General features: G+C 50.1%; 15 protein-coding genes. 4 read left to right on the top strand and 11 right to left on the bottom strand.

Annotated elements, in window-relative coordinates; genetic code table 11:
- Nucleotides 1–59: 59 nt before the first annotated feature.
- From GX441_01655 to def, 3 genes are read right to left on the bottom strand one after another with little or no spacing between them, the layout of a single operon-like run.
- Entirely contained in the window at nucleotides 60–218 is a 159-nt protein-coding gene (locus tag GX441_01655; protein NLI97346.1) for a hypothetical protein, read from the bottom strand.
- Complete coding sequence (fabD, locus tag GX441_01650) at nucleotides 218–1,120, bottom strand: ACP S-malonyltransferase (GenBank protein ID NLI97345.1); 903 nt, start codon at nucleotides 1,118–1,120, stop codon at nucleotides 218–220. The genes GX441_01655 and fabD overlap by 1 nt, the downstream gene beginning before the upstream one ends.
- Before the next feature lie 13 nt (nucleotides 1,121–1,133).
- The gene (gene def / locus GX441_01645) at nucleotides 1,134–1,619 is read right to left on the bottom strand and encodes a peptide deformylase (protein NLI97344.1); all 486 of its coding nucleotides are present in this window, start codon (nucleotides 1,617–1,619) and stop codon (nucleotides 1,134–1,136) included.
- A gap of 185 nt (nucleotides 1,620–1,804) precedes the next feature.
- Here def and GX441_01640 point away from each other — a divergent pair, with 185 nt between their 5' ends.
- The gene (locus GX441_01640; protein ID NLI97343.1) at nucleotides 1,805–3,112 is read left to right on the top strand and encodes a carboxypeptidase-like regulatory domain-containing protein; all 1,308 of its coding nucleotides are present in this window, start codon (nucleotides 1,805–1,807) and stop codon (nucleotides 3,110–3,112) included.
- A gap of 66 nt (nucleotides 3,113–3,178) precedes the next feature.
- Entirely contained in the window at nucleotides 3,179–4,000 is an 822-nt protein-coding gene (locus GX441_01635) for a hypothetical protein (GenBank protein NLI97342.1), read from the top strand.
- A 21-nt stretch (nucleotides 4,001–4,021) separates the two neighbouring features.
- Here the strand turns inward: GX441_01635 and GX441_01630 are convergent, their stop codons facing one another.
- From GX441_01630 to GX441_01595, 8 genes are all read right to left on the bottom strand, one after another.
- Nucleotides 4,022–5,425 carry a radical SAM protein gene (locus GX441_01630; GenBank protein ID NLI97341.1) on the bottom strand — a complete coding sequence of 468 codons (1,404 nt, stop codon included), beginning with the start codon at nucleotides 5,423–5,425 and terminating at the stop codon, nucleotides 4,022–4,024.
- Entirely contained in the window at nucleotides 5,325–6,029 is a 705-nt protein-coding gene (locus GX441_01625) for a DUF488 domain-containing protein (protein NLI97340.1), read from the bottom strand. The genes GX441_01630 and GX441_01625 overlap by 101 nt, the downstream gene beginning before the upstream one ends.
- A 5-nt stretch (nucleotides 6,030–6,034) precedes the next feature.
- Nucleotides 6,035–6,775 carry a hypothetical protein gene (locus GX441_01620; protein NLI97339.1) on the bottom strand — a complete coding sequence of 247 codons (741 nt, stop codon included), beginning with the start codon at nucleotides 6,773–6,775 and terminating at the stop codon, nucleotides 6,035–6,037.
- A gap of 11 nt (nucleotides 6,776–6,786) precedes the next feature.
- Nucleotides 6,787–7,266 (bottom strand): Crp/Fnr family transcriptional regulator, encoded by a 480-nt coding sequence (locus tag GX441_01615; protein NLI97338.1) that lies wholly within the window; start codon nucleotides 7,264–7,266, stop codon nucleotides 6,787–6,789.
- On the bottom strand, nucleotides 7,263–7,562 hold the full coding sequence (locus GX441_01610) for a DUF1844 domain-containing protein (protein ID NLI97337.1): 300 nt from the start codon (nucleotides 7,560–7,562) through the stop codon (nucleotides 7,263–7,265). Before GX441_01610 ends, GX441_01615 begins: the two co-directional genes overlap by 4 nt.
- A 1-nt stretch (nucleotide 7,563) precedes the next feature.
- Nucleotides 7,564–8,760, bottom strand: a complete 1,197-nt coding sequence (gene alr, locus GX441_01605; GenBank protein ID NLI97336.1) for an alanine racemase — start codon at nucleotides 8,758–8,760, stop codon at nucleotides 7,564–7,566.
- Between the two features lie 477 nt (nucleotides 8,761–9,237).
- On the bottom strand, nucleotides 9,238–9,816 hold the full coding sequence (locus tag GX441_01600) for a hypothetical protein (protein NLI97335.1): 579 nt from the start codon (nucleotides 9,814–9,816) through the stop codon (nucleotides 9,238–9,240).
- Nucleotides 9,803–11,269, bottom strand: coding sequence for a methyltransferase domain-containing protein (locus tag GX441_01595; GenBank protein ID NLI97334.1), 1,467 nt, complete (start codon nucleotides 11,267–11,269; stop codon nucleotides 9,803–9,805). Before GX441_01595 ends, GX441_01600 begins: the two co-directional genes overlap by 14 nt.
- 378 nt (nucleotides 11,270–11,647) lie before the next feature.
- Between GX441_01595 and GX441_01590 the strand changes: the two genes are divergently transcribed.
- Nucleotides 11,648–12,097: a cytidine deaminase gene (locus tag GX441_01590; GenBank protein NLI97333.1), complete on the top strand. Its 450-nt coding sequence runs from the start codon at nucleotides 11,648–11,650 to the stop codon at nucleotides 12,095–12,097.
- Nucleotides 12,097–13,446 (top strand): NADP-dependent malic enzyme, encoded by a 1,350-nt coding sequence (locus GX441_01585; GenBank protein NLI97332.1) that lies wholly within the window; start codon nucleotides 12,097–12,099, stop codon nucleotides 13,444–13,446. Before GX441_01590 ends, GX441_01585 begins: the two co-directional genes overlap by 1 nt.
- Nucleotides 13,447–13,559 lie beyond the last annotated feature (113 nt).

Genomic DNA, 13,559 nt, shown 5'->3' with positions numbered 1-13,559 from the left:
TGAAAAGCAGCTAGAGGCTGCCTTTCTAATTCGTCTCTATCTATGCTCAGGAATAGCCTTTAGTCGACAGCCTTCCGTCTATCTCTGAAACTTCCGCTTCCCTTTGTACCCACAGCCTGCATCCTGGTTCTTCCGCATTTGGGGCATATCCACTTGCGCTTCTTGTGGAACGAACGGCGCTCCTCCCTCATCCCTACCTTGCAGCGGGGGCAGAGCATCAGAGATTCAAGGAATCTATCTCTTGAGCGGTGCCTATAGAGCTGCAGGCGGCTCCTGCAATCCCGCGCTTCGCGAGTCCGCAAAGAACCTTGCCCGGGCCGAGCTCGTATGCCTCGGTTACATCAAGCGACGCGAGAGTCTGCATCGTTTTTGTCCAGCGCACCGGGGAGGTAAGCTGTTCTCCGAGCAACTTCCTGATCTCTTGGGGATCACGTGTAGGTTCGCCTGTAACGTTAGGAATCACCTTGCCTTGGGGCGCTTTGAACTCGAAGCCCTCCATGAAGGTCCTGAACTCTGCGGCAGCCTTCTGCATGAACGGCGTATGGAAGGCGCCCGATACGGCAAGCGGTAGCGCTCTTTTTGCGCCTTTTTCCCTGGCAAGAGCCGTAGCTTTTGCTATGCCTTCAGGCGAACCCGATATAACAACCTGTCCTTCGGAGTTGAAGTTGGCGGGCCAGACGTCGTCAATACCTTTGCAGAGCGTGATAACGTCCTCATCCGCAAGCCCGAGTATGGCCGCCATTGCGCCCTCTCTGGCCTCCGACATTAACGCTCCGCGCTTGGAGACGAGTTTAAGCCCGTCCTCATAGGAAAAGACGCCGGCTGCAGCGAGCGCCGAAAACTCACCAAGACTGTGGCCTGCAAAGAAATCAGCCTCTATGCCTTTGTTTCTGAGCATCTTGAAAACGGCCAGCGAATGAACGTACAATGCAGGCTGAGTTATCTGAGTTTGTTTGAGCTGCTCCTCTGGTCCTTCGAACATCGCCTTAAGGACTTCTAGGCCGCTCACCGAGTCTGCATTCTCGAAATGGTTTTTCAATTCTAGGTAAGCGTCGAATAAACTTTTAGCCATTCCCACTTCCTGCGAACCCTGTCCTGGAAAAAGAAACGCTCGAGCCATCAAGCCTCCGCTGTTAATTGTTTCTGGCTATTTCGTCAAGTTGTTCAGATATCTCGCGCCTTTTCTTGGGCGGAATCCTGTCTATAATAAGCACGCCGTTAAGGTGATCAACCTCGTGCTGAACGATACGGGCATGATAACCTTCAAGTTCAAGATCTACCTCTTTGCCGTCAGGATACTGCGCGCGCAATCTTATGCGTTCGAACCTTTCAACCTCAACCCATACTCCGGGAACGGAAAGACACCCCTCCTCGTCTTTATTCTTTTCCATTGAGAGCGGGACAATCACCGGGTTGACGAAAGCATAAACCTCTTCTCCAAGCTTTGCAACGAAAAGGGCTAAATCGAGGCCCACCTGGGTTGCCGCAAGACCGACTCCGTTGGCTTCAAACATCTTAGCCTTCATCTGTTCTATCGTCTTCCTGAGCCGGTCATCAAAATCAACCACCGGCTTTGTCTTGTTTCTGAGTACGGCTTCTCCATATTTAACAATACTCATATCTTGCTGATTATAGATGATTGGAAGGTTGTGTCAAGAAGCATTAGTTCGTCTAATCTTTTTTAAGAACCTAATAAAATATTCAGAACATTTAACATAAATATCCGCTTGATTTGACTCCATTCCAAAAAAAAATATAATACCACATAAACCGGGTTATCCCCGAATACCAAGGAGGAAACAAGATGCATTTGCTGTTTGTCCTGACTATTTTTGCCGCAGACGCTGAAATACCGAAAGGCAGTTTTTCAGGGAAGATAACGGACGCAGCTTCCGGAAAGCCCCTTCCTGGAGTCAACGTGATACTCGCAGGAACCGAATACGGAGCCGCAACAGACGAACTGGGGTACTATATTATCAAGGACGTCCCGGTCGCTGAGTATTCCGTTGAAGCTTCGATGATAGGCTACAAGCCCCAGGTCGTGACAAGAGTTCAGACGCTTCCGTCAAGGACCGTCTTTCTTGATTTTCGTTTGAGGCAGGAGCCTTTGGCTATGCCTGGCGTGACGGTGAGACCCGATTATTTCGCTAAGGACGAGTCCGTCAACTCCGGCGACAACGCAATTAATTACCACGAGATAAGGCTTAACCCGGAGGGATACAACGTTGCGCGAACGGTCGCAGCCCTGCCCGGAGTCGCAACCGGCTTCGACTTCTCCTCTGACATAATCGTGCGCGGCGGTGACCCGGATGAAAACCTGACCGTAATCGACAACCTTCCCGTTCCTTATCCGGTTCATTTCCCTGCAATCGGCGGCGGTTTCGGTCAGGCAAGCATCGTGAGCGTTGAGGGCGTCGAAGAGGTGGAGTTCTCGCCTGGCGGATACGGAGCAAGAAACGGCGAAAAGATTTCATCGCTCATGAATATAACCTTAAGGGACGGCAACAAAGAGAGGTTCGAGGCGCTCGTGGATTTGAACATGTCGGCAGTCGAGGCGATGGTGGAGGGACCTCTGGGCAGGAAATTCAACTATATTGCAGGCTACAGACGCTCGTTCCTCGAACTCGTCGATCTCATATCCAATATAGGTAACGTAACGCCTTCGTTCGACGATTTCTATTTGAGGTGCGCATACTCGCCTAATCCAGGGAACAAGATATGGCTGTTCGGCATCCAGACCCTTGACAGGATGAGCGTGCCGGGCGGCTCCAACGGCGCCACCGAGGACATGAAGTGGAATGGGTACCAGACCATCTCGGGCTTGAACTGGCGGGCTCTTCTCGGCGAGGTAGGATATTCGGTTCTCACATTCGGAGGAACCAACCTCGTGAACGATCTTATCTCTCAGGATACGGCGCTCGACAGTCTCGCGTTCCAGTTCAGACCGCATGAACTGCACCTTTATCTCAGGGAGGCGCTCTCAATGTCGCCTTTCAAGGGTCACGAACTGCAGACCGGAGTCTTCACCGGCTTTACGGATGCAGACTATGCCTACTACTCCCGCGATTACGCTAACGGCGGAGAGGTTAGAGATACCACCGAGGGCTCATGACTCAATGCAGGCGCCTACCTCCAGTACTCATTCTCGCCGTGGCAGTGGCTTAAGCTCATGCCCGGAGTGCGGGTATCTTACAACACGCTTACGGATGAGATTCTTGCCGAACCGAGGGCGGGCTTGTCCCTAAAACCGTTCGCGAAGACCGCGGTCAACATGAGCTTCGGCGTCTATCACCAGCTCAATGACTACAGGGTGCACATAAACAACGAAGGCCTCTCTTCAAAGCGGGCGTGGCACGCAATCGCGGGTGTTGAGCAGCTGATAAGGGACGATCTCAAGCTCTCTCTCGAGTATTACTACAAACACCTTGACAATCTTCTCTATTACGACACCGCCGACTCCCAGTATACTAACCTCGAGTACGGCAAGGCTCAAGGCGTCGAGCTCTTCGTGCAGAAGAAGATGGGCAGGCACTTCTACGGCCAGGCCGCTTACTCGCTCTGCTTTTCGGAAAGAACCAATCCCTCTGACGGTACGTATGCTGCAGACTGGGACACGAGGCACATAGTGACCCTCATAACGGGCGTGAAGTTTTTAAAAAACTTTGAGGCGAGCGTTAAATATCGCTTCTCCTCCGGCAGACCGTATACCCCTTTCGATACGGCAAACGCCTACTTCAACCCTCTGGACAGCCTGTGGTACGCTGACAGGGTCGCGGAGCGCAACAGCGACCGTCTGCCTTTTTACTCGCGCCTTGACTTCCAGCTCTCGCACACGAGCTACACCAGGAGCGGGATTGCAATAACCGGATTCGTCAACCTGCAGAACGTTTTGAACCAGTCTAACGTCGTAGATTACCAGTGGGATTCCAAGGAGGGCAAGGTTGTTCCGTGGGAGCAGTTCCGCTTCATGCCTGTGGGAGGGGTTACCGTTAAGTTCTGAAAAGATCCGGCTAGTCTCTTCTCAGAACTCCTTCATCTTTAAGGACTGCTTGAGTCTTTCCAGGCTTTCGAGCATTCCCTGTATGCTCGTCCACGCCGTGTTGTTCGTGAGTAGAGGGTCGTCCATGAAGAACAGACCGCTGCGTTCGTACTCTTGAGTGCCTGGCACGGGAGAGAATTCAGCCAGGTGGGGCTTTACACCCAAGCGAAGGGCCAGCTCCACAGTCCTTTTGACCGAGTCCTCGCTCTGGTTTCTGAGTCCGAAAAGGATGTAGGAGTGGAGTTCGTCCGCACCGAAACCCGCATCCTTGAGGTGCTCTACGGCTTTAACAAAAGCGCCGACTGTAAGCTTAGCGCCTGTCGAATCAAGGAGGCTCTCATCCACGCTCTCAAGACTCAGATATAGAGAACGGAACCCCGCCCTTCTCATTGCTTGAGCTTTTGCGGCATTCATCATTGTTACGTGAAGACCGTTGGGTGTATGAAGCTCTAAACCCATACCAGCCAACCTCTTCATCAAATCGTCGAATTCCGGATTAAAGAGCAGGGCGTCGTCGTAGAATACAATCCTGCGCACGCCAAGTCCTGCTAAATAATCGATTTCCTCGCACACGGCCTCTGGGTCCCTTGCAGAAAATCCCTTTTTAAGAAGCTGCGAGCCGCAGTATGTGCATCGCATTGGGCAGCCCTCTGTTGTTGTCATTACGGCATAGTCGAGAGTTGCATAAAGCTCCCACAGCGGCGGCAAATCCTTCCACTTTAAATCCACGTCCAGCGCTTTCCCCAGCGCCTCGCAAATCCCAGGCATCGCGCCGGGGATTACATGGTCTACGCCGGCGTTCGCCTTTGAATGTTCGGGCATGAGTGATGCGTAAATGCCGCCTAAGAGAAAATTGGTTTCCGGATACCTCTCTTTTAAAACCTCTACGGTCTCACGCACGCCTGTGTACCAGTAGGTCATCCCCGACGTCAGCAATACGGCGTCGGCGTCCGGCATCTCGGCAAGCCTTTCTCTCACGGCCGGCTTCGGTATGCCGTAGCGCTTGAATCTGCGGGGAACGCGCTCGAGAACGCATGGTTTTTCAATCTCCTCGGAGTGGAACTTTCCTCTTCCCCACGAATCCGTCTTCGAATGCACACGCAGCCAGGGATGGTTGCGGTCCAGCATATCAAGGAGAACAACCTCGTGTCCGGCCTCTCTGAGCAGGGCGGCAATCCTCATGAGCCCAAGCGGTTTGAGCCAGAAATCGAAAGCCGCAAAATCGTGTATCCATGGATTGACGAGAAGAAATGTCTTCATCCGGACTTGCACCGGTTGTCTTGACTCAGGATGTTTTTGAGTCCGGATTGCTCTTTCTGAACTCCTGACCCCCTCGCCCTCCTCGCCCTCCTCGCCCTCCACCTCCCTGGCCGCCTCGTTCCTCACGCCTTTCCCCTCCTGCTTGATTTGGATTTCTTCGTAAATCCCTGCTTCTTTTATCGCCGAAATCCCTCCTCTGTCCTGAAGAGCCGCGTCTTTCAGAATATCCTCTGTCGTTGCTTCTTCTGCGGTCTCTTCCTTCCCTGAATCTATCCTGGTTATCCCTTGCCTGCCCTTCTTGCCGTCTCATCATAGAGGGTGTCCAGACTCCCTCGACATCGAGAAGATGAATCACCTCGGCCCCTTCCTTTGCGAGTTCTGCGGCTATTGGTCTGCGGTTGCATCTTTCAGGAGTCCTTTCTGTGCAGAGAATCAGGAGACCGCGCGTTCGGGCAAGGGTCTTCAATATGCCTATCCCTCTTGCGGCAAGATCAGGATCGAGATCCGAAAGAATGCCCTGTTCCCTGTCCGAGCCGAGTTCATTGCCCAGGTAAAGGTATTCGGCCCTGTTTTCCTTGCAGAGTCTCTGGATGTTTTCCCTTCGGTGATGCTCATGTTTCGGAGCTGTAGAGCGTCTTATGTCGGCGAGGACCTGAATCTGGTACTTGGAGATTACCTTTGATATAAGAGCTTCGGAATGGTCGTCCGTGCCGAGGGTGAATATTCTCACTGGAATTAATTCTCTGTCTGCTTAGGTTCGTCCGACTGCCTGGGCCATCCTAACTCGTCGCGCTTTGACTGAAGCCATCCGGGAAGATCGGTCTTCTCCTGAGGTTCCTCCTTCTTTGGTTCCGCGGAAGCGGGGGAGGAGAACGGAGAAGCCGGAGGAGAGGTTTCCGTTTTAGGTTGAGTCAGCGTTTCTTCCTTTGCGAACGAATAAGGTTTTTCCGTAGTCTCTTGCGGCAGGCCGGGCGTTTTATCGAGTCCTGCAACAAGAGCGTGCAGCTCCTTGAGAAGGCTTGCGTTCTGCTCCAGAGTCTGGACCGTCTTCTCCTCCAGTTCGGCTATTTTTTCAATCGTCTTTCCGAGCGACTCCTGGTAGGCCTTTATTGCGTCCTGCAGGTACTGGAAGCTTGTCGAGATTACCATCGAGAGCATCTCAGCCTTCTGGAAGGTGTTCTTGTCGGCGTCGTCCTGAATCCTGTCCGGCAGCTCCTTGGAGACTATCTCTATGAGTCTTTGCATGTCCGCCGTCGGAGCCGAACCCTGACCCCCGGCAGCTTCCCGTAGCTCCATTCCTATCCTTGTCGGCAGGGTGGAAGTCAATATGCCCAGAAGCTGGTCGAGTTTGTCGTTGATTGCCAGTATCGCGCCCTCTCTATCCTTGTCGCGCGTCTGGGCGACTATCTTCTTTCCAGATGAGTCATAGCGCACTTCTAAAGGTTCGTCGAGCGATGTTTTCTTTTCCTCGTCCATACAAATTCCTCCTAAAATCTGCGGATAAGCGCGAGTATTGCCTTAAGCCGCTGATCGGTTTCGCGCAAACGCTGGGATAGTTTCTTGGCAAGGCCCCACAAAATCCAGTAGGCCGCCGGGTTGTTCTTGTCGACCAGGTCGTCGAACTCCTTCTTCTGCATTATAAGCAGTTCTGTCGGAGTGTGAGCGATTGCGGCAGCAGCGCGAGGGGCGTCGTCTATAAGCGCCATCTCGCCGAAAAAATCGCCCTGGTAAAGAATTGAAAGCGACTCTTCGCCCACTTCCGGGATAACAGTCGATATTCTTATTGAGCCTGAAAGGATTATGCAAAAGTAGTCGCCCCTGTCTCCTTCGTGGAAAATAATCTCGTCAGCCTGGTACTCCTTGACTTTGCCCGAGTTGTAAAGGGTCTTGAGCTCGCTGTCGTTAAGACGGTCAAACGGAAAATAATTCTTTAGCGTTTTTGTTTCCGCCGACGTTTCTTCTTTCATTTCGCCTCCTCGACGGGTTTTCTGGCGATTTCAAGGTACTTCATCCTCAACTGATGAAGCGTTTCTTCAAGAAACCTTTCCTCTTGATTCTCAAGATTTCCCTTCGTCTTCTCTTTGAGAAGCTCCAGCATGTCTATCGAATACTTGGCAAGATCCATGTTGAAGTTCTTCTCGTCCTTGTTCTCGAACACAAGGACCTGAAGCGCCCCGGCTCCCACCGATATCACAAGGTCTAAAAACTGCGGCGGCTTGTACTCCGCGCTCCCGGCAGTCGGTTTTTTTTCTTCTTCGTTCATATCAAGGCATTGGCGTCGATCCAAGCAGCGTTCGAGAGCCCAGGATCTTTTTTGTGGTTTTGTAGATTCTTGTTACCCTTGGACTTATCCGGGTCGTAATCTCGTATGGAATGGTTGCGGCCCATTCTGCAACCTCCTCTGCGCCCAGTACAGCGTCCGCGTCCCTGCCGATAAGGGTAACCTCATCGCCTATCGCGGGCGTGGAGGGCGAAGGTGCGGGTGTTACGGGTGTTGCGGCGTCGGTCAGATCGACCATGGTCAAGTCCATGCACACGGTTCCGAGTATTGGAAATCTTCTGCCCTTATAAAGGACCTGGCCCTTGTTCGAGAGCGAGCGCGGGTAGCCGTCGCCGTAGCCTACTGAAAGCGTCGCGACAAGACTATCCCTTTCCAGAATGCACGTCCGTCCGTAGCTGACGCTTGAGCCTTTGGCAAGCCTCCTTAAGTTCACTATCCTCGTCCGCAAGGTCATCACCGGATGCAGGTCGAGCTTGTTCTCAAACCCTTCGGGCTCTATGCCGTAGAGCGCTATACCCGGTCTCACTATATCAAACTGAGAGGTCGGATATTTGAAGAGCGCGGCCGAGTTTGCCGAGTGCAGGAGCGGAATCTTGAAGCCCTCCGAAACGAGCTTATCCACCATCTGACTAAAAAGTCTCAACTGCTCCTCTGTGAACCCCGGGTCGTGCTCTGCCGAGGGAAAGTGCGTGAAAAGAGCCTCAAGACGCAGTCCGGGCTTGTTGACGATGAGCGAGATGAGCGCGGGCGCCTCAGCAAGGCTTGCACCGCTGCGGCCCATGCCTGTATCTACCTCAACGTGCACTCCAAGCGTCTTCGAACGCCGGTTCGCCTCCTGGCTGAGCTCCTTTGCAAAGCCCTGCTCGGTGACGTTCGGCGTAAGGTTGTAGTCGAATATGAGCGGTATCTCCCTGTACGGAACCGGCGAAAGCAGCACTATTGGCTTGCGTATCTGCCCGTTGGTCCTTAAGTCAATACCCTCCTCGACGCTTGCGACGCCGAAGTACTCGACGCCCTGATGTTCAAGTATCCTTGCCACCTCTCTGCCTCCATGACCGTACGCCTCTGCTTTTACCGCAGCCAGTATCATGGCTCCTGCCGCCGCCTCACGAATCTTGCGGTAATTGTGAACCAGGCCGTCAACATCTATCTCGGCCCATACGCGACCTCTCTGCGGCATATAATCTATTCTATACGACGCTTGGAAAGTGTCAAGTGTTTCCAAAGATACCCCACGCCGCTGCGAAACATCGCCGCGGGGACCCCGGGGGGTTCCTTCAATCAATCTCCTCCCCCTTGATGGGGGAGGCTGGGAGGAGGTGAGACCCTGTTTATGACGTATCTTGTGTTCTTTAAGTCTCACCTTACCCCCAACCCCTTCCCATCGAGGGAAGGGGAATTACTGCAGATCCCACCGGTCTTCGACCACCTCCCTTCATAAGGGAGGTATGGCAAGAGAGCTGTATTTTTAATTAGTGAGATAAGTTAATGACCCCCCTTTCTATAAGGGGAGTAGGGGGGATTAATACTTCGGGGACGCCCTCTTTCGCCCCAAAGGTCTGCTCCGCATCCCTTTGGGGACCCCGCTCTCTCGCCCCAAAGGTCTGCTCCGCATCCCTTTGGGGACCCCGTGGGGAAGTTTGAAGGGGGAGAGGGCTTAAGCTGTTCCTCTATTGTGAGTAGCGATTGAAACGATATTAAAGATATCCTCACCTTCTCTAAGCGCTGTAAGTAATTTTTTAAACATGTATGCTGTTTCTAAATTGGTTTTCTCTTGCATCATCAAGAGTTTGGCAATAAGGATAAGAAATTTGATGCTATATTCCCCTTTCTTTCCGAGATCATCGTATTTGTCGATCTCCTCCTTGTTCGCACCTAAGAGAATTTCTATACTCAAAAGACGTTTTCGGTCTTCCTCGTTCTTGAACCCTTTAGTATTATTCCAAATATGTATCAGAAAATCAAGGAATTCTTGAGTCTTTTGCTTATCAGAGTGCATCTTAAGAAGAATATCTACAGCCCAGTGAATATGTTTAGGTGTTCTGATTCTTGACCATTTACCTTTATCTTTTTGTCTATACTTGATTAGTATGTCATATGGACTTAAGCCGGGCCTGAACCCACCTTGATAAGCAGCGACAATGAATTTGTCATTAACAAAGGACGAAAACAAAGGTACATGTTTTTGTCCTTCTTTGTTGAATGACATGTATTTGATTAATTCATCTTGATTCATTTTGTGTCTCATAAATCAATAAGTACTTGTGGTTAATTGCTAGATGGTCTTTTAGGGTTATACCGTTCTTGTTTGCTCCATTAGACGTAACAACAACAATCTCCTTAAGCCGGAGATCAAGAGATTTTAGGGCATCTATTAATCTTTTAGCCAAAGGTTCCACGTATTCGCCGATTCTAATATCCTGTGTTTGAATTACCACAAAAGTCCCTTGGGACATAGAAGGCAAAGCTTTAACAATATGGTTTTCAATTTGCATCAAATAATCTTCTAGCATTAATGGTGATGAGATTTCGTCGAGTGCTGTTGACTTGAGGTAAAGCAAATCCTTTTCTTTACCTTGGGAATACCTTCCGATTACATTATCGTCAAGTTGCTTTTCAAAGTTGTCCTCAGGGAAAATCCATACGGTAGTTGTTTCTAGATTCGATGAGTTTTTTCCTGATGCCGTAATTTCAATCGGTGTTATTTCTTTTGGTTTCAAGTCGGATCTAGTATCCTTTGTTTGTTCTTTTGCTTGAGGTTTCTCAAATATCTGCAAATACTCATGAGCCAATAGGAGGAAGTTGTACTTAATACTGTTATTGTACCAGAAACCAGTTGTTTTACAGTTATGCTGTCGTTTTATTACAAGTTCTCTTAGTCTAAAACCAGCATCTAGGTAAACATTAATTAATGCAAACCCCAAAGGTACAACATACTTTTGCTTGCGGGTATCACCAATTAGAATTGCACATTGCCTGCCGGGCTTTAAGACTCGGAAACTTTCAGATGCAACTTTTTTCATCTCGTTTAAAAAGCTATCAATTTCGAAGAAGGAAAGATCCCCATTTCCAGAATCGGTATAGTGAATGATATTAGCATATGGTGGGTGAGCGCAGATCAAGTCTATTGAGTTATCATTCAGAAAAGACAAGTTCCTTGCATCTCCAATTCGTAACTCGGGGTCATAAATCTCTAAGTGATCCGTTTCCTTTAGGAAGTTTAATTGTTGAATATCCATACTGAAATCAATATTCTGCTTGGCTAACGCAATGGCATTTTCATTTATATCAAGAGCAAGACATCTTCGTCCTAATAATTTGGCTTCGACTGCTGTTGTACCAGCACCACAAAAGTAATCTAAGACAAGTTCACCTGGTTTTGAATATTTCAAAATCACGTTTCGCGGAATGTACGGTGACCAATTCCCTCTATAATGCCCACTATGGGTTGCCCAATTCCCTCTCTTTTTAAAACTCCATACAGTGTTCTGTTCTTCTTTAAATTCATTTGGTGCCAGGGATGTAATTTTTTTTTCTTTTTTTAGGGTACTGATGTTCACCCCGTGTAAGCGTGTGATGACGCGTTCAATCTCCCTATAAGTTACACCGTATTTCTTCCCGATTTCAATATCCGGGATTCCTTTTTCTTTATCCTTTAGGATAGCTTGTTGCAGTTCTTTTGTAGTCATAGGAAATTACTCGCAAACCTTCATCGACTCAGTTTACTTGGTTACAAGTTTTTGTCAAGTTAACCGGGCGAGGAAGACCCTTACCACTCTTCTTCAACCCGGACCACAAACCTTCAATTCTGACAACAGCCCCAAAAAAATACTTAGTATTTTTCCTGGGACCCCGAACATTGACGAATATTATTAAGCGTGACAGCATATCTTTAAATCTGGCCAAAATAAGTGTTCCAGTTTGTCCCTCTTTTGACCGTCTTTTGACCACCTTTTGACCAACTTTTGACCAGCTTTTGACCTACTTATTTTCCTGAATTTTGTCCCGCTTTTTCTGCGCGCTATTTGCTTGACAACTGTTGTTCCAGGCGTATTGTTTTGTTTAATATGTCACGGGAAAGCGGTTCCGAAACAACCCTTTCGGAACTATCATTGAAAGACCTTGCAAGCGCCGCAAAAGCGGCGGTTATGAATTCGTACTCGCCCTACTCGAAATTTCCTGTAGGAGCTGCAGCGCTTGCATCATCGAAGAAAACATATTCTGGAACTAACGTTGAAAACGCATCTTATGGACTTTCGGTGTGCGCCGAACGAGTCGCTATCCTAAAGGCGGTTGCAGAAGGCGAGCGCAAGATACTGGCTCTTGCCGTTTTTGCTCCTACGGAAAAGCCTGTAAGTCCATGTGGTGCGTGCCTTGCAGTTCTGGGTGAGTTCGCGGATGGAGGCGCTCGAATCCTTATGTTGAACGAAAAAGAAGAAATCCGGTCAACGCTCGATAAGTTACTGCCGGAGAGATTTAATCTCAAGAGATTTAACCTAAATCCAAAGGAGAGATAATGGATCCAAAAGACGTAGAAAAACTACTTGCGAAGGCGCAAAAGCCTGGCAAGGATGCAATGGTTATGCATCCCCATTACAAGGGGAAGATACAGATTACTGCAAAGTGCGCAGTGCGGACACTTGCGGATTTTGCTATCTGGTACACGCCCGGCGTTGCAAAACCCTGCCTTGACATCAGGGATAATCCGGAAAAGGTATTCGAGCACACCAACAAGGGCAATATGGTCGCGGTTGTATCTGACGGAACACGTGTACTTGGGCTAGGCGACATAGGTCCGGAAGCCGGTCTTCCCGTGATGGAAGGCAAGGGGCTTCTGTTCAAGTACCTTGGCGGAGTCGACGCTTTCCCGATATGCCTCGATACAAAAGATCCAGACAAGATAATCGAAACCGTCCTTCTCATGCAGCCTTCATTCGGCGGCGTAAACCTCGAGGATATCTCGCAGCCAAAGTGTTTTTACGTACTCGACGAACTCCGCAAGCGCGCGCGAATTCCAGTCTGGCATGACGACCAGCAGGGTACAGCAGCAATAATCTACGCCGGTCTCATCAACGCTCTCAAGTTTGTGGGTAAGAAAATCAAGGATACCAAGCTCGTATTTATCGGCGCAGGCGCTTCAAACATACGCGCCGCGAATGTCTGCATTGCGGGCGGATTCGAACCTGGAAACATCATCCTTGTTGATTCGAAAGATACAATACACAAAGGTCGTACCGAACTCGCGGAGAAATACAAGCAAAAGTGGGAGCTTGCTCAGATCACGAACAAGGATCAGGTCAAGGGCGGACCGCTTGAGGCGATGCGCGGTGCAGATGCCGTTGTCGGTGCATCCACGCCCGGCCCTGGAACCATTCTTCCCGACTGGATTAAGGGCATGGCAAAAGATCCTGTGGTTTTCCCTTGCGCCAATCCCGTACCGGAGATTTGGCCCTGGGAAGCAAAAGAAGCGGGCGCTGTCGTAGTCGCTACGGGCCGCTCGGACTTCCCGAACCAGGTCAACAATTCGCTCGGATTCCCCGGCATCTTCCGCGGCACTCTTGACGTTCGCGCCAAAACCATCACTGACGGCATGTGCATCGCGGCTGCGAAGGAACTTGCCAAGGTTGCAGAGGACAAAGGTCTTCGCGAGGACTACATCATCCCCTCCATGGACGAGTGGGAAGTCTTCCCGCGCGAGGCCGCTGCCGTGGGCATGCAGGCAATCAAGGAAGGCGTTGCCGGAATAACCAACGTCAAGTATGAAGATATTATGAAGAACGCGGAAAGAATAATAAAAGAAGCTCGCGAATCCGTGCAGATGCTCATGAAGGAAGGCTTCATTTCCAAAGTGCCAGAAGGAGTCTGAAAATGCTCCTTTTCTCCTTCCGGAGAAAAGGTTGCGGTTGAAGATGTAAAAGACCGGCTTCAAGCCGGTCTTTTTTTATGTTCGAGAAGCGCGATTTATTTCTTCCTCTTTGG

The organism is bacterium, assembly GCA_012517375.1.
Lineage (GTDB): Bacteria > Hydrothermota > Tepidihabitantia > B3-TA06 > B3-TA06 > JAAYVC01.
The sequence above is the reverse complement of the archived record's forward strand: the minus strand, read 5'-3'. Positions and strand labels throughout refer to the sequence as shown.

Coding starts and splice junctions, on each gene's coding strand:
- GX441_01600 (NLI97335.1), bottom strand. CDS start 9,816: ATGAATCAAGATGAATTAATCAAATACATGTCATTCAACAAAGAAGGA.
- GX441_01615 (NLI97338.1), bottom strand. CDS start 7,266: ATGAAAGAAGAAACGTCGGCGGAAACAAAAACGCTAAAGAATTATTTT.
- fabD (NLI97345.1), bottom strand. CDS start 1,120: ATGGCTCGAGCGTTTCTTTTTCCAGGACAGGGTTCGCAGGAAGTGGGA.
- alr (NLI97336.1), bottom strand. CDS start 8,760: ATGCCGCAGAGAGGTCGCGTATGGGCCGAGATAGATGTTGACGGCCTG.
- def (NLI97344.1), bottom strand. CDS start 1,619: ATGAGTATTGTTAAATATGGAGAAGCCGTACTCAGAAACAAGACAAAG.
- GX441_01585 (NLI97332.1), top strand. CDS start 12,097: ATGGATCCAAAAGACGTAGAAAAACTACTTGCGAAGGCGCAAAAGCCT.
- GX441_01655 (NLI97346.1), bottom strand. CDS start 218: ATGCTCTGCCCCCGCTGCAAGGTAGGGATGAGGGAGGAGCGCCGTTCG.
- GX441_01610 (NLI97337.1), bottom strand. CDS start 7,562: ATGAACGAAGAAGAAAAAAAACCGACTGCCGGGAGCGCGGAGTACAAG.
- GX441_01595 (NLI97334.1), bottom strand. CDS start 11,269: ATGACTACAAAAGAACTGCAACAAGCTATCCTAAAGGATAAAGAAAAA.
- GX441_01590 (NLI97333.1), top strand. CDS start 11,648: ATGTCACGGGAAAGCGGTTCCGAAACAACCCTTTCGGAACTATCATTG.
- GX441_01640 (NLI97343.1), top strand. CDS start 1,805: ATGCATTTGCTGTTTGTCCTGACTATTTTTGCCGCAGACGCTGAAATA.
- GX441_01620 (NLI97339.1), bottom strand. CDS start 6,775: ATGGACGAGGAAAAGAAAACATCGCTCGACGAACCTTTAGAAGTGCGC.